Annotated in this window: 14 protein-coding genes; 9 read left to right on the top strand and 5 right to left on the bottom strand. The window is 50.3% G+C overall.

The window, feature by feature from the left end; genetic code table 11:
• The first annotated feature begins 7 nt into the window (after positions 1-7).
• The 3 genes from FPE01S_RS04270 to FPE01S_RS04260 are packed head-to-tail and all read left to right on the top strand — an operon-like array spanning position 8 to position 2657.
• Positions 8-766: a UDP-2,3-diacylglucosamine diphosphatase gene (locus tag FPE01S_RS04270; protein WP_046367613.1), complete on the top strand. Its 759-nt coding sequence runs from the start codon at positions 8-10 to the stop codon at positions 764-766.
• The gene (locus FPE01S_RS04265) at positions 763-1575 is read left to right on the top strand and encodes a hypothetical protein (RefSeq protein WP_157473893.1); all 813 of its coding nucleotides are present in this window, start codon (positions 763-765) and stop codon (positions 1573-1575) included. Before FPE01S_RS04270 ends, FPE01S_RS04265 begins: the two co-directional genes overlap by 4 nt.
• Entirely contained in the window at positions 1575-2657 is a 1083-nt protein-coding gene (locus tag FPE01S_RS04260) for a mechanosensitive ion channel family protein (protein WP_046367611.1), read from the top strand. Before FPE01S_RS04265 ends, FPE01S_RS04260 begins: the two co-directional genes overlap by 1 nt.
• A gap of 6 nt (positions 2658-2663) precedes the next feature.
• Here the strand turns inward: FPE01S_RS04260 and FPE01S_RS25815 are convergent, their stop codons facing one another.
• On the bottom strand, positions 2664-3347 hold the full coding sequence (locus FPE01S_RS25815) for a MerR family transcriptional regulator (RefSeq protein WP_245623936.1): 684 nt from the start codon (positions 3345-3347) through the stop codon (positions 2664-2666).
• A 68-nt stretch (positions 3348-3415) separates the two neighbouring features.
• Positions 3416-4387, bottom strand: coding sequence for a M23 family metallopeptidase (locus tag FPE01S_RS04250; protein ID WP_046367610.1), 972 nt, complete (start codon positions 4385-4387; stop codon positions 3416-3418).
• 101 nt (positions 4388-4488) lie between these two features.
• Here FPE01S_RS04250 and alaS point away from each other — a divergent pair, with 101 nt between their 5' ends.
• Both alaS and FPE01S_RS04240 read left to right on the top strand, forming a co-directional pair.
• On the top strand, positions 4489-7119 hold the full coding sequence (gene alaS, locus FPE01S_RS04245; protein ID WP_046367609.1) for an alanine--tRNA ligase: 2631 nt from the start codon (positions 4489-4491) through the stop codon (positions 7117-7119).
• Positions 7120-7204: 85 nt separating this feature from the next.
• On the top strand, positions 7205-8251 hold the full coding sequence (locus FPE01S_RS04240) for a PDZ domain-containing protein (RefSeq protein ID WP_046367608.1): 1047 nt from the start codon (positions 7205-7207) through the stop codon (positions 8249-8251).
• On the opposite strand, the gene FPE01S_RS04235 is transcribed toward FPE01S_RS04240, so the two are convergent.
• On the bottom strand, positions 8246-9148 hold the full coding sequence (locus FPE01S_RS04235; RefSeq protein ID WP_052955498.1) for an AraC family transcriptional regulator: 903 nt from the start codon (positions 9146-9148) through the stop codon (positions 8246-8248). The genes FPE01S_RS04240 and FPE01S_RS04235 overlap by 6 nt on opposite strands.
• 109 nt (positions 9149-9257) lie before the next feature.
• Here FPE01S_RS04235 and FPE01S_RS04230 point away from each other — a divergent pair, with 109 nt between their 5' ends.
• The 3 genes from FPE01S_RS04230 to FPE01S_RS26195 are packed head-to-tail and all read left to right on the top strand — an operon-like array spanning position 9258 to position 12778.
• Positions 9258-10073, top strand: coding sequence for a phytanoyl-CoA dioxygenase family protein (locus FPE01S_RS04230; protein ID WP_046367607.1), 816 nt, complete (start codon positions 9258-9260; stop codon positions 10071-10073).
• A gap of 55 nt (positions 10074-10128) precedes the next feature.
• Positions 10129-11586, top strand: a complete 1458-nt coding sequence (gatB, locus tag FPE01S_RS04225) for an Asp-tRNA(Asn)/Glu-tRNA(Gln) amidotransferase subunit GatB (RefSeq protein WP_046367606.1) — start codon at positions 10129-10131, stop codon at positions 11584-11586.
• A 10-nt stretch (positions 11587-11596) separates the two neighbouring features.
• Entirely contained in the window at positions 11597-12778 is a 1182-nt protein-coding gene (locus FPE01S_RS26195; protein WP_052955497.1) for a TlpA family protein disulfide reductase, read from the top strand.
• Positions 12779-12781: 3 nt separating this feature from the next.
• Here the strand turns inward: FPE01S_RS26195 and FPE01S_RS04215 are convergent, their stop codons facing one another.
• Positions 12782-15121 (bottom strand): efflux RND transporter permease subunit, encoded by a 2340-nt coding sequence (locus FPE01S_RS04215; protein WP_046367605.1) that lies wholly within the window; start codon positions 15119-15121, stop codon positions 12782-12784.
• 84 nt (positions 15122-15205) lie between these two features.
• Between FPE01S_RS04215 and recO the strand changes: the two genes are divergently transcribed.
• Complete coding sequence (gene recO, locus FPE01S_RS04210; protein WP_046367604.1) at positions 15206-15946, top strand: DNA repair protein RecO; 741 nt, start codon at positions 15206-15208, stop codon at positions 15944-15946.
• Positions 15947-15971: 25 nt separating this feature from the next.
• Here recO and FPE01S_RS04205 read toward each other — a convergent pair whose 3' ends face one another.
• A complete protein-coding gene (locus FPE01S_RS04205; protein WP_046367603.1) occupies positions 15972-17114 on the bottom strand; it encodes an amidohydrolase family protein in 1143 nt (380 codons plus the stop codon).
• Positions 17115-17144: the final 30 nt, after the last annotated feature.

Here is a 17144-nt window from a genome sequence, read left to right as displayed (position 1 = left end):
TGCTGCCATGTTACTGGAACCCGGGAAAAAAATATATTTCATTTCTGATTTCCACCTGGGCGCGCCCGACTACCAGCAAAGTCTTACCAGGGAGAAAAAAATTGTCCGCTTTCTTGAAACCATTGAAAAGGATGCTGCAACCATTTTCATCGTTGGTGACCTTTTCGATTTCTGGTACGAATACCGTTCTGTTGTACCCAAGGGCTATGTACGCATATTGGGCAAGCTCGCGAACCTGACCGACAAAGGTATCGCTATCCACTTCTTTGTAGGAAATCACGATATGTGGATGAAGGGGTATTTCGAGCGCGAACTCAGTATCCCCGTTTATCACGAAGAGAAAGCTTTCAGCTTCAATGGAAAATCTTTTCTGATCGGTCACGGCGACGGACTTGGCCCGGGCGACCACGGCTACAAATTCATTAAAAAGGTTTTCCGCAACCGCATCAGCCAGTTCCTGTTCGGAATCCTCCATCCCACCTGGGGTATTGGCCTTGCCAACTATTTCAGCCGGAAAAGCCGCGCCGCTACGGGTCAGACGGACGAACATTTTCTCGGCGAAGACAATGAGTGGCTGATCACCTATTGTAAAGATGTACTGCAGGCCAAACACTACGATTTCTTTGTATTCGGTCACCGCCACCTGCCCATCGACTTCCGGCTTCCCGGCAACAGCAGGTACATCAACCTCGGCGACTGGTTACGATATGACAGCTATGCAGTATTTGACGGGCAGGACATGGAACTCAAATACTACCAGCCATGAGGTATTTTCTATGGATACTGCTGATGCTTCCCTTTACCGGAATGGCGCAGACGGACAGCTTTCCATTGGTATCTGTGGTGGGAAAAGACCTGGCTGATTTCCGGATTGATAACCTCGGCAACTATTACCTGCTTAGCCAGAAAGGAGAACTGAAAAAACTCTCCGCTACCGGCGACTCCGTGGCTGTCTTCAATGATGTCCGCCGTTTCGGCAAGCTTTATGCTATGGACGTGTCGAATCCGCTCAAGCTGATTTTGTTCTACCGTGATTTTGGCACCGTTGTAGTGCTTGACCGGCTGCTGAACAGGCGCAACACCATCGACATGCGTAAACAGCAGATCCTGCAGGCAAAGGCTGTGGCACAATCCTACGATAACGGGGTATGGGTATATGACGAAATCGATGCAAAACTGAAACGACTCGATGATAATGGAAATGTGATAGGTGAAACCGTCGACTTCAGAAATGTTTTTGATGATCCTCCTTCCCCCGAACAGATCGCTGATGCGGACCGGCTCGTATACCTGTATGATCCGAATAAGGGCTTATTTGTGCTGGACTACTTCGGAAGCGTCAGAAACAAAGTTGCCTTGCTGGGCTGGACCGACTTCCAGGTAATCGGCAAAAAAGTGATCGGCAGAAAAGGAACCCTTCTGGAAAGTTATGTTCCGGGAGCCTTGCAGTTACAGGAGATTGCCATGCCGGCTCAGTTAACCGGTGTACAGAAAATGCAGGTCACCATCGACAAGCTGTATTGCCTGAAGGATGGCAGCCTTTTTATCTATGCGCTTAACAATTTATCGAAGTAATGAATGACCTGCTGTCATATGAAGTATTAAGCAATAGTATCAGAAGCTGGCTGATCTGCCTGACTTTTATTGCCTTTGTTTTTGCCATCAAAAAATACCTGTCACGAACCATTTCAAGGGTGCTCTTCCGGCTCATCCGGCATAGTTCCTGGAAGATCGATCAGAAGAGCTTTGTAGAACTGCTGCTGCAACCCATGCAGCTGTTCCTGATCGTGACTTTCACGATGCTGGCCCTCGACAGCCTTAATTTTCCTGCGATACTCGACATCGAGGTGTATCACATCAGCTTCCGGCGCATTGTCGATGGCCTGGCAAAGGGAGTTTTTGTCGTGATCTTCATCTGGCTCCTGCGCCGCATCATCGATTTTATCGCCATGCTCATGGAGCAACGGGCAAACCTGACAACCGATACGGCAGATAACCAGATGGTGGTGTTCTTCAAGGATTTTTTCAAAGCAATCCTGGTGATCATCGGGATACTGCTGGTTATCCGTTTTTCATTTAACAAGAACATTACTACCTATCTCGCCGGTCTTAGTATCGTTGCCGGTGCCCTCGCCCTTGCGGCCAGGGAAAGCCTTGAAAACCTGATCGCCTCCTTCATTATTTTCTTCGACAAACCGTTCCATGTAGGTGACCTGGTGAAAGTGCAGTCCATTACGGGTACGGTAGAAAAGATCGGACTGCGCAGCACCCGTATCCGTACCGACCAGAAAACATTTGTGACGGTGCCCAACAAACAGATGGTAGACAGCATCATGGATAACCTGACGCTGCGCACCTTCCGCCGCGCTGATCTTAAGCTGGAAATATCCCTCCAGACATCCTCTGTAAAACTTGATCATGCAATTGCCGGGATCAAATCGATACTCTCGCATCCGGCAATCGAAAATTATGTTACCTATCTGAGTGATATTACGGGCAATGCTTTTCTTATACATGTGGAATACTACACGGGCATCATTCCTGTTGCTGACTTTAACCAGTTGAAGCAGACAGTCAACCTGGATATACTTCGCCTGCTGGAATCGCTGCAGGTTGAGCTCGCGGGAGAAGTCAAAGAAGTCTTAATCCGCTCCTGAGCCGGCTCAGAGATTCTGCTTCAGCTCAAGGAGAAATGCCCTGAACTGCTGCAGCGCCTGGATCACTTCAAATTGTTTCTGGATTTTCTTTTGCTGCATTTTCAAATGCTCTTTCGCCCCTTCCAGCGTAAACTTTCTTACGCGGATAAGATGGTAGATCAGGTGGAGGGTCTTCACGTCCTCCGGGCGGAAAAAGCGGTCGCCTTTCCTGTTTTTACGGGGCTGAAGCAATTGCTCAAACTCATTACTCCAGGTTCGGATAAGTGAAGGGTTCATCCGGAACATATTGCCCACATCGCCGATGCTGTAATATTGTTTGGTAAACAGGATATCATCAGGCGGGATCTCGATAAGGTCAGCTTCTGCAGCGATCTCCTTTAAAGATTTTCTTCCTCTTTTGCCGTTCGTGGCAGACTTCCAGACTTTTTCCTTTTCTTTTCTGCCGGGCTTCTTGCGGATGGTCAGGACTGTCGTTTCGTCCGTGATGGTCAGCCTGGCCGGGGCTTTTGTAGTTGCCGGAGCCTTAACTGCTGCCGGAGCCACAACGATATCGTCGTCTACAGAAATCCCTTCGGCTGCAGCCTTATCCGTTCCGTTTGCCAGGGGTGAATCCTCTGGTAAACCGGCTTCCGGTAACGATGGTTCTTCAAAACCAAAGTCCAGGCTGATTTGCTGATGGGCTTTTTTCACAATACAATTTACTCCAGCTTTGCCACAATAATCCGGCCGAACTGGCTATGTTGAAAAAATGAGGAAGATCAGTCAAAACTCTGGTTGCTGGCGGCAGCCATCTTCAGCAGGCGGTCGTACTGCTCAGGCGTAAGATCATTGAAAAAGAAATAGGCAGGATCAATGCGTTTGCCGTTTTTGTGGACCTCATAGTGGAGGTGGGGACCGGTAGATTTACCTGTACTGCCCACGTAACCGATGATCTCACCGCGTTTGATCTTTTGTCCGGATGCAGCTTTTACCCGGTACATATGCCCATACAGGGTTTCGTAGCCGTAGCCATGATTTACCACAACGTGATTCCCGTAACCGTTGCCGGTATTGCCTGCAAGTTTTACTGTTCCATTTGCCGTGGCGTAGATCGGGGTGCCCTGGGGTGCTGCAAAATCGAGCCCCGCATGCATTTTAACCGTTTTGTAAACAGGATCGATGCGATAACCGAACCCCGAGGCGATGCGGTTAAGATCCTTGTTGCTCACCGGCTGAATGGCAGGTGTACAAGCCAGCAGGATCTCCTTGTTTTTAATGAATCCTTCGATGTCATCGTAAGACTTGTTCTGGTAGGCAACCCGCTTGTTCAGGTTATTCAGGGTATGAACGATATCCGCATAGAGGTCTCCTGCATCCATAGCCTGCACCAGCTGCAATTCTTTCAGCTTTTCCATTTCCTTCACCCTTGCGCTGTCGGGAATGGGACTGGCTTCAAAGATGGACCGGTACACTTCATTGTCCCGCTTCTCCAGCTCCACCATCTGCTGCTGGAGCTTGCGCACCTGGCCCGACAGGAAATCCATGTTCTCACTGGCCTTCTCATATTGTTGCCGGAGGATCTTTTCTTTGGGACTGTCGAGGTATTGAAAGGCAATGGAGACGATGATCAAAGCGGTAACGAGGCTTGCAGCGATGAAACCCAATGCCCGGAGTAATTTCACCCGAAGGGGTGTTTCCAGTTTTTCATACCGGAGGGTAGTAGGGTTATAGAAATATTTGATTTTTTTCATATTTAGGCGCTCGGCCTCATTTCCTTAGCTTTGCAAACCTCACCGGCGGCTACAAATATAGCGGGGGAAGGAACAAAATAACCAAGAATCATTCCGAATTTATGCGCACGAGTGCTGAAATAAGACAAAGCTTTCTCGATTTTTTTGCTTCTAAAGGACATACGATCGTGCCCTCTGCACCGATCGTTGTGAAGAATGATCCGACGCTGCTTTTCACGAATGCCGGAATGAACCAGTTCAAGGATTTTTTCCTTGGAAACCGCGTCCCGCCCAGCAAGCGTGTGGCTGACACACAGAAATGCCTGCGGGTGAGTGGCAAGCACAATGACCTGGAAGAAGTGGGCGTGGATACCTATCACCATACCATGTTCGAGATGCTCGGCAACTGGAGCTTCGGCGACTATTTCAAAAAAGATGCAATCGCGTGGAGCTGGGAGTTGCTGACGGCCGTTCTGGGGATCGATAAAGATCGCATATATGTGACCGTATTTGAAGGCGATGCTGCGGAGCATCTTCCCAAAGATGAAGAGGCTTATGAAGAATGGAAGAAATGGATCGCTGAAGACAGGATCCTGACAGGAAGTAAAAAGGACAATTTCTGGGAAATGGGTGACACCGGTCCCTGCGGACCCTGTACGGAGATCCATGTGGATTGCCGGCCAGATACGGAACGCGCAGCAGTTGACGGAAAAACCCTGGTGAACAATGACCACCCGCAGGTGATCGAGATCTGGAACAATGTATTCATGCAGTTCAACCGCCTGAAGGATAAATCGCTTACCCCGCTTCCGGCGCAGCACGTTGATACGGGAATGGGCTTTGAACGCCTGGTCCGGGTTCTGCAGAACAAACAATCCAACTACGATACAGATATATTCACCGGAACAATTGCCACCACAGCGCAGCTGACCGGCAAACAATATGGTTTCGGTGACAGCAAGAGTGATGTGGCTTTCCGCGTTCTGGCAGACCATATAAGGGCTATTGCCTTCACCATTGCAGATGGTCAGCTACCCTCCAATAAGGATGCAGGGTATGTGATCCGCCGCATCCTTCGCCGGGCTGTCCGCTACTACTATTCTTATCTTGATTACAAGCAGCCCCTGCTGCATCAGTTGCTTCCCGGTCTCGCGAAGCAGTTTGAACACGTATTTCCTGAACTGATCAATCAGCAGGAATTTGTTGCCAAAGTGATCAGGGAAGAAGAGGAAGCTTTCCTCCGCACCCTTGATAAAGGGCTGCGCAAAATGGATGATGTGATCCAGGCCGCTAAAAATGGCAACCAGACCATCAGCGGTGCTGCGGCCTTTGAATTATATGACACTTTTGGTTTTCCGATCGACCTCAGCATGCTGATCGCTGCTGAGAATGCCGTGACCATCGACAAGCCGGGCTTCGACCAGGAACTGCTGATGCAAAAAGACAGGAGCCGCCAGGCAACTGCCATCGATACTGAAGATTGGGTGATTCTTTCAAATGGTCAGTTGATGGAATTTGTGGGATACGACTCACTCGAGATCTCTACCAAAGTACTCCGTTACCGGAAAGTAAAAGCCAAAGGAAAAGAGTCCTTCCAGCTGGTGCTGGCGGCTACGCCGTTTTATGCTGAAAGTGGTGGTCAGGTAGGCGATACCGGTACCCTCAGTTTCATGGGTGAAATGATCCAGGTGGTGGATACCAAAAAGGAGAATGACCTGATCGTTCATTTCGTCAGCAAACTCCCTGTAAATATTACGGCGCCCGTTGTTGCCAAAGTAGAAGGCAGCAGGAGAAAGAAAACCGAAGCCCATCACTCCGCCACGCACCTGCTGCATGCGGCATTGCGCCAGGTTCTGGGAAATCATGTTGTGCAGAAGGGATCGTTGGTGAATGATGAGCACCTGCGTTTTGACTTCGCTCATTTCTCTAAACCGACTGAAAGCGAGCTGGCACAGATTGAGGCGATCGTGAACGAAAAGATCCGCTGCAATATTCCGGTTGAGATCAGTGAAATGCCCAAGGAGGATGCGCTGAAGCTTGGCGCCATGGCCCTTTTCGGGGAAAAATATTCAGATATCGTGCGGGTAGTGGTAATGGACAAACGGTACAGTGTCGAATTGTGCGGCGGTACCCATGTGTCCGCAACCGGCGAACTCGGCACTTTCAAACTGAAGCATGAAGCTGCCGTGGCTGCCGGTGTAAGAAGGATTGAAGCGGTTGCGGGCACTGCAGCAGAAACCTGGATCAGTACCCAACTGGAGCAGCTTCACAAAATCCGGGAAGTGCTGAAACATCCTGCTGATATCGTCAAAGCTGCCGAGTCTGCTGTTGCAGACAACCAGCAACTCCGCAAACAACTTGAAGCCCTGGAACAAAAAGCCCTGAACAGCCTGAAGCAGGAGCTCCTTACCCAAGTGGAAAATCTGAACGGCACCCAGTTTCTCGCGGCGACGGTGGAAGTAAGCCAGCCGGATGCCCTGAAGAAACTTTGTTTTGACCTGAAAGCCGGGCTGGACCGGGCGGCGATTGTACTCGCCACCACCATTGGTGATAAAGCCTATGTAGCCATTTCCTTCTCAGATTTGCTGGTAACAGAAAAAGGACTTGATGCCGGCAAGCTGATCAAAGAGGTTGCAGCACCGTTGATCAAAGGCGGAGGGGGCGGCCAGAAAGCCCTGGCTACGGCAGGCGGACAGGACAGCAGCCGGTTCCCGGAACTCTTTGAAGCACTCCGCGAAAAGGCCTCGCAATAAAATGTGAAAGTTATTTGCGAAATATTTCGTAGATCGGACAAACCGATTATATTTGATCTACGAAAACAGCCGTAAATAATTATTTATGAAAAAAAACGTGTTAACCGGCCTGGCGCTGGCTTGCCTGGTGCTTACATCAGGAGCACTTTCTGCTCAGAAAAAACCTGCTACTGTCCAGAAAGATCAACTGGGTGAATATGATCAGCTGATCATCAAATGGAAAGGCGATAAAGGCGATAAAGGGGATAAAGGCGAAAAGGGTGACAAAGGTGAAAAGGGTGACAAGGGTCCGAAAGACATCAAGGTCGTAATTGAACTCAAGGGTGACAATATCGTGGTGAACGGCAAACCGCTTTCGTCCTTCAACGACAAAGACATTGCTGTTCTCAAAAAAGATATTGAGATCGTAGATGGCAGGACCCTTCGTCTTGCCACGCCCAGAACACCGCGGTCAGCCTTCCAGGGAAACGCCATGACGCTGCCCGATGGCGATAATCTTTATTACTTTAATACCAGCGAAGACCGTGCATTTCTCGGTGTTGGTTCCGATAAAACAGAAGGTGGTGTGGTGATCACCGAAATAACAGATGGCAGTGCAGCCGAAAAAGCCGGACTGAAACAGGGCGACATCATTACAAAGGTTGACGAAACCGTGATTACTTCCCCGGAAGTGCTAAGCAAAACAATCGGGAAAATGAAGCCGGACAACAAGGTAACTGTTACCTATAAGCGCGCCGGTAAGGAAGCAAAAACCACTGCCACGCTGGGCCGCAGGGAACATGCAGAAGCATTCAATTTTGAAGTGCCTGATTTCAACTACAATTACAACTACAACTGGAACGAAAGGGAAATGAAGATCGGTATCAAAGCCCAGGACACCGACGATGGCAAAGGCGTAAAAGTGCTGGATATTGATGACGAATCTGCAGCCGAAAAAGCCGGACTGAAAGAAGATGATATCATCATCGCGCTGGATGCCACACCGGTAAACAGTGTGAATGAACTGGTAACCATAACCCGTGCTGCAAGACAGGCAAAAAAAGCATCCATGCCGGTAAAGTTCCTGCGGGACGGGAAAGAAATGCAGGCGGATCTCAAGATCCCGCGTAAGCTGAAAACCGCAGAACTATAGGAGTTGCATTTCTTTCCGGAATTGCTGCCGGTACTGCAGGGGAGTGGATTTTAGTTTTGTTTTGAACATCCGGCTGAAGTGCGTGATGTCATTGAATCCGCTCTCAAAACAAATATGGGAAACAGGTTTATCAGTATGCACCAGTTGTGCCATGGCATAATTGAGCCGGTAGTCGATCACCATCTCCATAAACGTTTTACGGGTGGTCTTCTTAAAATACTTACAAAATGCATTGGTGGTCATATTGGCCACCTTTGCTGCTTGTTGTAGGGTACATTCTTCCCGGAAATGGTCGATGATATAAGACAACACCGGCGTAACACGCGCCTGCTCCGCGTTGGGCCGGCGACTGTTCCTGGATGATGTGTCCAGCGGCATGCTGTCCTCACGGAACGATAATTCCTGGAGCAGGGCAAGCAGTAAAACCAGCCTTTCAAAATAGTCCTCCGTTTCGTTCAGGACAATCATCTTTTGCCTTGCGGATGCATTGCCCTCTGCCGGAAAGATCAGCCCGGTATGACTGTTTTCCAGGAGTTGCCGGATTCTTCCCAACTCCGGTTTCGAGAAGAATTGGTCCCCGAGGAAGTCAGGCATGAACTGCACCACCACCGAGATAGCATTCACCGAGCCTTTTATTACCGGGTCGTTTCGCCAGCAATGTGGCAGGTTCGGTCCCAGTAATACGAGCTCTCCCTCAAAAAACAGGTCAAGGTGGTTGCCCACGAATCTTTTTCCTTCCCCTTTCTCAATCAGCGTCAACTCATATTCGGGATGGAAATGGTACTGGGCGTCAAAGGCTTCCAGCACAAATCCCCTTACCTGGAAAGACTGTGAACCATTGAGCGGGACTGCTTCAAATGAAGGCTTGATTTTGCGCGTTTTCTCCGAAATCAGCATAAATCTGGTTTGGGCGGATAATTTAGGTCAATTAATGGAATTCGCCGTCATTTTTTACCGGGACATTCCTGTGTTCCTTTGTATCACCTAACTGATTCAACCTTTTGCCATGCCAACGATTGCCCTCCCCACCCTCGATGCTACTTATATTACCAGCCCGGAACAGCACGACGCTTTTCGCCACGACGGACATATCCTCCTTCCCGGAATACTGAGTCCCGATGAAGTTGCGGCTTACCGGCAGGTGATCAGGGATGCTGCGGCGACCTATAATACAGAAAAAAGAAAGCTGGAAGACCGGGATACCTACGGCAAAGCATTTCTGCAGATCATGAACCTCTGGGTAAATGATCCGCAGGTGCGGCAGTTTACCCTGGCAAAGCGGTTTGGCCAAATTGCAGCTGACCTGCTGGGCGTGGAGAATGTTCGCATCTATCACGACCAGGCCCTGTTCAAAGAACCGGGTGGCGGCCCCACGCCCTGGCACCAGGATCAGTACTACTGGCCGGTGGATACCCATAATACCGTAACCATGTGGATGCCCCTGGTAGATATCAATGTCGATATGGGCATGCTGACATTTGCTTCGGGATCCCATACCAAAGGAGCCATTTTCGACTACGAGATCTCTGATGAATCGGAAGCTGAATTTGATGCCTACGTCAGGAATAACAATTTCCCTATCAGCCGGCCCGAAACGATGAATGCGGGAGACGCCACCTGGCATTATGGCTATACGATCCACAATGCTCCCGGTAACCGCTCCACCGACATGCGGGAGGTCATGACCGTCATTTATGTTGCGGATGGTGCCCGGATCACGGCGCCCCGGAACAAATGGCAGGAAAATGACCTGAAAACCTGGCTGTTAAATGATCCGGTGGGTAATCCCGTGGAAACCAGGCTGAATCCACGGGTCCTTTAAGGTTTCCTTTGGGCAATCGCCTTGGCTGGCCGTATACACTTCGTACATTTGCCCAATGACCGGATTACCCGAAAAATATGAGCTCGTTATCGGATTGGAGGTTCATGCGCAACTGCTTACCCATACGAAACTGTTTTGCAGCGACGCTGCTGTTTACGGCGGTGAACCCAATACGCATATCAGCCCGATCACGCTGGCCTACCCAGGCACCCTGCCCCGGTTAAATGAAAAGGCAGTGGAATTTGCCATCCGCATGGGCCTCGCCTGCGGCAGTGACATCAGCGCGGTGAACTGGTTCGCCCGGAAACACTATTTCTACCCCGATCTGCCGAAAGGATACCAGACCAGCCAGCACATCAACAATATCTGCCAGGGCGGCGGCGTGAAGATCACCGTCAACGGCACGGAAAGGGTCGTGCAGCTGCACCATATCCACCTGGAAGAAGATGCGGGTAAGAGCATCCATGATGCAGATCCGGAAAAGACGGCAATTGACCATAACCGGGCCGGCGTACCCCTGATCGAAATCGTTTCTGAGCCGGATATGTTCAGCGCCGATGAAGCCTATGCCTACCTGACTGAAATCCGGAAACTCGTGCGTTACCTCGGCATTTGTGATGGTAATATGGAAGAGGGGAGCATGCGTGCCGATGCCAACGTATCAATCCGGCTTCGGGGAGATAAAAAACTCGGCACCAAGGTGGAAGTGAAAAACCTGAACTCTATCCGGCACGTGAAGAAAGCCATCGAGTTCGAGGCAAAACGTATGATGGAGATGGCGGAAAAGGGCGAAACTATACTTCAGCAAACCCGGAGTTTTAATGCGGAAAACGGCACCACGTTTGCCCTCCGCAGTAAGGAAGAAGCGAATGACTACCGTTATTTTCCCGATCCCGATCTGCCGGTGTTTACCGTAGACGAAAAACGCCTCCAGGCGATCCGACAGGCCATGCCACCAATGCCGGAAGCCGTCCGTGAGCGATTTGAATCCCGTTTCCAGCTGCCGGCATACGATGCCCGTATCCTCAGTGATGATATCGACGTCGTTACCTTTTTTGAAGCTACCGCTGAAAATACCACACACTATAAGGCCATTTCCAACTGGCTGCTGGGGCCTGTAAAAAACTGGACGAATGACCATAATGCCACCATTGCTGAGTTTCCCCTGAAACCGGCAGCACTGGCAAAACTGGTGGAACTCGTCGAATCGGGGCAAATCAGTTTCTCCAGTGCTTCTTCGCGGCTGCTGCCCGCACTTGTTGACAATACCGGCGCCGATCCCCTTCAGTTAGCGACTTCCCTGAACCTCCTGCAGAATGCCGGGGCTGGTGAAATCGAACAGTGGGTTGCGGAAGTGCTGACCAGGATGCCGGATAAAGTTGCCGAATACAAAAAAGGGAAAAAAGGCCTTATCGGATTATTTATGGGGGAGGTCAAGAAGCTGTCCAAAGGAAAGGCAGACCCGAAAATGACTACCACCGTTCTCGAACAAAAACTCAACGAAACAATTTAAAGTCGCTTTCATGAATTTAGTTGCCCGTTTTATACCCGTGCTTGCTGCTGCCTTCATTTTGACAGCCTGCGAGCAAAAAAGCACTGGTGGTGATTTTACTGTTGCCGTCTCTTTTGAACATGGTGACCGCCTCGCTCCCAAACCTGACAGGCGTTTCCTGCTGGAAGAGATTCCTTTTGGCGCAGCCACTGCTCCGCTGATCCTCGATTCTGCCAGCCTGAAAGGAGATAAAGGCAGTGTTGAACTGCATGGCAAGGCGAAGGAATCCGGGTTATACCAGCTGACCGTTGAAGACGGGCCGGTAGTGTTATTGACCAACGATGGCAGTAATATCCAGGTTAAACTTGACCTGGAAAAGAAAGAAGATTTTTACACGGTGAAAGGCTCTGAAGGAAGTGAACAGCTGCGCGCTTTCATTGATGAGTACACCAAAAAAATGCGTGACATCAACGCGGTTTCCATGCGGGCCGACAGCCTGCATCAGGCCGGCGCAGCGGATAGTATCGTTCAGGTGATCGCTGATCAGCGCACTGCCGCGATCACCGGCATCCAGACCTATCTGAAACAGTTTATCAATAGCGCCAGCAACCCCGCTGTGAGCTTGTTTGCATTGGGTATTTCCTCACGTGTGCTGGATGACTCCACTTTCGGGATGGCACTCAACAATGCCGTTAAGAAATATCCGGAACACGGGATGCTGAAAACAATGAAGCAAACCTATGACCAGCAACAACAGCAACGTGCTGAAATGGAAAAACAGCAGGCTGCCAAATCAATGGTCGGAAAGGATGCGCCGAACCTTACCATGCAGGACCCCTCCGGAAAAAATGTTTCCATCGCTGATTTCCGCGGAAAGTATGTGCTGGTGGATTTCTGGGCAAGCTGGTGCGGGCCCTGCCGTGCAGAAAACCCCAATGTTGTGCGGGCCTTCGATAAATACCGCAGCAAGAATTTTACTGTTCTCGGCGTGTCACTGGATGAGAAAAAAGAATTGTGGCAGAAGGCAATCGCTGCAGACAAACTCACCTGGACACAAATGAGCGACCTCAAATACTGGGATAGCGAAGCAGTAAAGGTTTATGGTTTTGATGCCATTCCCTTTAATGTGCTGGTTGATCCCGCCGGTAAGGTGATCGCTGAAAATCTCCGTGGATTTGACCTCGAACAGAAACTCAGTGAAATATTGAAATAAGCGTTATTGTTTCGGCGCTTTTTTCTTCCCCGAAAGATCAATCAGCAGGGCGGGTAATAGCACCAGGTTGGTAACCGTTGCCACAACAAGCGTGAGCGATGTGAGCCAGCCGAGCGATTGTGTGCCGCCAAACCCGCTGAAGCAGAAAATAACAAACCCTGCGATCAGCACCAGCGACGTATAAATGATACTGATGCCGGTGGAATGGATGGTTTCCACTACTACTTCAACCGGAGGTGCATCACTGTGTTCACTTTCCTGCTTGTAATTGACGAGGAACCGGATCGTGATATCAATGGCAATGCCCAATGCTACGCTGAAGATCAAAACGGTGGAAGGCTTCAGGGCAACACCCACCCAGCCCATAACGCCTGCGGTAATGATCAGCGGGATCAGGTTGGGGATCAGGGAACAAAGGAGGATTCGCAGCGACCGGAAGAGATAGATCATACACAAGGCAATCAGCAGGAACGCCCAGAAAATACTTTCCTTAAGGCCGTTGATGATAAAGGTGCTTCCTTCCAGGAAAGTTATACTGCTACCGGTCATCGTCACCCGGTACTTCGTGGAATCAAAATAGGTATCGGCTTTGGCCCTGATGCTGTCGAGGATCTGGGGAAGCCGTTTGCTGCCCACATCTTTCATGTTGACACTGATCCTGGTTTGCTGGCGGGCGGAATCCATGAAGGAACTCACCAGTTTGGTGAGCTGGTTCTTTTCACCGGTGCTGCTGTTCCCTTTCAGGTTCAGGTAACCGGCCAGAAATCCGATGTCAAAGCTGTTGGGCAGGGCATAGTTCCGTTTGTCGCCATCATAGTAGGCCTGCTTTGCAAACTTCATCCCTTCGGCAATGGAGAGCGGTCGCGCCAGGTCAGGGTTACCGGCAATGGATTGTGACAAAGAATCGATCCTGCTGAACAGTTCAAGTGGTGCTTTCCGCAACCCGTTTTTCTGCTTCGTATCCACCACAATTTCCAGGGGCATCACTCCCCTGAAATGATGTTCAAAGAATTTGAGGTCTGCATAGATCTTGTCTGTTTTCGGAAGGTCGTCTACAATAAAACCCTCTGAACGCAGGCGCATCATTCCCAGCAGGGCTGCAATTGTCATAACGGCGGTAATGCCATAAATGGTGCGGCGGTGGTTCAGCGACCATCTTTCCAGGCGGTCGAGCAGTGCCAGCAATGAAGGATTTTCCAGGTAACGGGTATGTCTTTCTTTCGGCACCGGAAGAAAACTTAAAACAGCCGGGATCAGGATCAGCGAAATGAAAAAGAGAATAAAAATATTGGAACCCGCAACGATCCCGAACTCCTTCAGGATGGCGCTTTTCGTGAGTGCGAATACAGCGAAGCCGATAGCCGCGGCGATATTACAGAACAGCGTCACGATCCCCATTTTGGCAACCATGGTGACCAGTGCCTGTTGTTTATCGCGGCTCTCGAGCCAGGCATTATGGTATTTGTTGAGGAAGTAGATACAGTTGGGTATGCCGATCACGACAATCAGCGGCGGTATCAGGGCATTGAGCAGGGTGATGCGGAAACCCAGCCATTCGATGGTTCCTACACTCCAGATCACACCGATGATCACCACGGCCAGGGACAACAGCATGGCGCTGAAGCTCCTGAAAAATACGAGCAGGATGATCGCCGATAAAGCCAGTGAACCGATCAGCAGCCATTTCATTTCCCGCGCGATCCGGTCTGCAATTTGTGTGCGGATCAGCGGAAGGCCGCTGTAGTGCATGTCCAGTCCGTGCTTTTTCCCAAACGTCGCTGCCAGCGTTACGATATCCCCTACTACTTTCGTCCGCCTTGGTGACGCGAGAATATCCTTGTTGATATTGAGCCCCATCAGGTAGGCATGGGTGGCGGGATTGTGCAATATGCCTTCATAAAAGGGCAGGTCGCGGAAGATGGCGGCGCCGGAATCAATCATCGACTGGTCAAGGGGAGGATCCGGAAACAGGCGGCGGGCGACAAGTTTTTCCGTGCTGTCATTTTTTACAAGGGTCACTGCACCGGGAATACCCAGGATCTCTTCCACACCGGGCACTTTTTTCAGCTCCTGCTGCAACTGTGCGTAGTCGTTAAACAGCGTATCTGTGAACAGCGATTGCGTCTCGATGCCGATCACGAGCAGGCTGCCGTCTTCCCCGAATTGTTTTTTGAATGCCATATAATCCCGGTATTTGGGATTATCGGTTGGGATGGCTTTGGCAAATTCATAACTCATTTGTACCCTCGAAGCGTGCCATCCCATCAATGCTGTAAGTACCAGCAGGATGATCAGCAGGGGGATCCTGAAACGAAGAATGAATTTGCCAAGCTGTTGCCACATAATAACAGGGTTGATTGCCCGCAAAGAAAGCAATTTCAGCGGATTCGGACTAACTTTACCACCAATGCATCGATTTCAACTGCCATGACCCTTTTTCCCACGAAAGGAATTGTTTTGCGGTCGGTTAAATACGGGGAAACAAGCGTAATTGTGGCCATTTTTACCGAACGCTTCGGGCTGCAATCCTATATCGTAAATGGTATACGGACAGCCACTAAAAAAACCGGACCGAAGGGCAATCCTTTCCAGCCGGCCGCCCTGCTTGACCTTGTCGTTTACCACCAGGATCAGAAGAATATTCACCGCATTAAAGAATATCACTGGGATACCATCTATGCGCACCTCTATAGTGATATTTTCAAAGCTTCCGTCGCTACTTTCATGGTGGAGCTCCTGCAAAAATGTCTTACCCAACCCGAAGAGAACGAACCGTTGTTTGCGTTCATGGAAGATGCCCTGCAGCAACTGGATAAGACCACACCTGCTGTCGTTGCCAATTACCCGGTCTTCTTTGCGATTCACCTGGCAAATTTCTTCGGATTCCGGATCGCTGATGCCAGGGGAGAGGGCGCTTTCTACCTTGACCTCGAAGAAGGTGTTTTTACGAGGGAACAGCCGGCGCACCAACGCTTCCTGGATCCGGCACCCGCAGCAGTGATCAGTCAGCTGCTGAAAGTGATGCAGCCTTCCGAACTTGAAGCGATATTACTGACCGGGCAGCAGCGACGACAGTTATTGCAGGCCCTGGAAGCTTACTATGCCCTGCACCTGCCCGGTTTCGGAAACCTGCGATCCCTGCCGGTGTTGCAGGAAGTGCTGGGATGAGCACCAGATGACCCTCAGACGGAATTTAAAGAATTCTTTTGCTGACGCCTGCCTGGTAGCACACGATGCCGGGTGATTTTCCTTTTCCGAATGAACCAAATGCATGTTCCAGTTGCAGCGCCTTCGCGCCACCCAGTGTTGCCCAATGCAAAATTTCGGGTTGGGGAATCTGCGGGAATCTTTGCTCCAGGAACCCTACTGTTTCGGCTATGCTTAAACGATAGTTGGAAGCGAGGCTGTCCGTTCCGAGGCAGATATTCAGTTGCCTGTTGCGGAACAGGTCAATAGGAGGGAGTGTTCCGGTGATGTATTCATTCGCCAGCGGACAAAGGCACCAGTATAATGCTGTTTGCGGCGCCTGTTCCTGCAGTGCCAGGATATCTTCCGGGGCGGTAACTGTGTTGTGTACCAGGATCAATTGCCTGGCGGCCTGCAGGAGCGGTGCAACAGCCGGCAGGCTGTTCTGTTGAGGTGCCTGGAAAAAATCGAGTGACACACCAATGGCGGCAAACAGGTCGCGGAATGGGCCATTTCCTTCCCGGAAGAAATCATTCTCTGCTTCACTTTCCTGGTTGTGCATGGTAGAGAGTTGTGTGTATTCTTCGAAGATCATCCTGAACAATTCAGGAGAAACAGAGTAAGGTGCATGCGGTACAATGGCTGTTTGGGATTGTCCGCCGAATGCACCCAGGATATTTTTTGCTGCGGCAAATCGTGTTGCAGCACCTGCCGGTACAAATCCGCTGGTCTCGATAAAATTATGGTAGCGGATGCGGCTGTTTTGTTTCACGCCAACAGTATCGGCCGAATTGCAGATATCGCCAACGGCCACAATGCCTTCTGCATACATCGCTTCATCTGCCTGCTGCATGGCGATTTCCTGCCGGGCGATCCTGTCGACACGATGTTGCATCACCGCCAGCAGAAAAGGCACCATGCCGGTTTTTTCGGGGATCTGTCCGGCCATATGGCTGAGTTCCAGGTGGCAATGGGCATTGATCCATCCCGGCACCAGGATGCCGTCGTGCTGTTCAATATCTTCCCCCGCATAGTCTCCAGGCACCAGGTCAAGGATCTTACCTGATGCATCTGCGATCAGTACAAAATCATCCGGTGCAAAGTCTTCCCCTGTAAAGAGCCTGTCTGCTTTCAATTTTCGAATCTTCATGCGTCTATTTCAGTTAATTTTGCACACCAT

It is taken from the genome of Flavihumibacter petaseus NBRC 106054, from assembly GCF_000974785.1.
Taxonomy (GTDB): domain Bacteria; phylum Bacteroidota; class Bacteroidia; order Chitinophagales; family Chitinophagaceae; genus Flavihumibacter; species Flavihumibacter petaseus.
The sequence above is the reverse complement of the archived record's forward strand: the minus strand, read 5'-3'. Positions and strand labels throughout refer to the sequence as shown.

Bases quoted from the DNA above. Each gene is read 5' to 3' on its own strand.
- FPE01S_RS04240 (WP_046367608.1), top strand. From the start codon at position 7,205: ATGAAAAAAAACGTGTTAACCGGCCTGGCGCTGGCTTGCCTGGTGCTT.
- recO (WP_046367604.1), top strand. From the start codon at position 15,206: ATGACCCTTTTTCCCACGAAAGGAATTGTTTTGCGGTCGGTTAAATAC.
- gatB (WP_046367606.1), top strand. From the start codon at position 10,129: ATGACCGGATTACCCGAAAAATATGAGCTCGTTATCGGATTGGAGGTT.
- FPE01S_RS26195 (WP_052955497.1), top strand. From the start codon at position 11,597: ATGAATTTAGTTGCCCGTTTTATACCCGTGCTTGCTGCTGCCTTCATT.
- FPE01S_RS04250 (WP_046367610.1), bottom strand. From the start codon at position 4,387: ATGAAAAAAATCAAATATTTCTATAACCCTACTACCCTCCGGTATGAA.
- FPE01S_RS04260 (WP_046367611.1), top strand. From the start codon at position 1,575: ATGAATGACCTGCTGTCATATGAAGTATTAAGCAATAGTATCAGAAGC.
- FPE01S_RS04215 (WP_046367605.1), bottom strand. From the start codon at position 15,121: ATGTGGCAACAGCTTGGCAAATTCATTCTTCGTTTCAGGATCCCCCTG.
- alaS (WP_046367609.1), top strand. From the start codon at position 4,489: ATGCGCACGAGTGCTGAAATAAGACAAAGCTTTCTCGATTTTTTTGCT.
- FPE01S_RS04270 (WP_046367613.1), top strand. From the start codon at position 8: ATGTTACTGGAACCCGGGAAAAAAATATATTTCATTTCTGATTTCCAC.
- FPE01S_RS04205 (WP_046367603.1), bottom strand. From the start codon at position 17,114: ATGAAGATTCGAAAATTGAAAGCAGACAGGCTCTTTACAGGGGAAGAC.
- FPE01S_RS04230 (WP_046367607.1), top strand. From the start codon at position 9,258: ATGCCAACGATTGCCCTCCCCACCCTCGATGCTACTTATATTACCAGC.
- FPE01S_RS04235 (WP_052955498.1), bottom strand. From the start codon at position 9,148: ATGCTGATTTCGGAGAAAACGCGCAAAATCAAGCCTTCATTTGAAGCA.
- FPE01S_RS04265 (WP_157473893.1), top strand. From the start codon at position 763: ATGAGGTATTTTCTATGGATACTGCTGATGCTTCCCTTTACCGGAATG.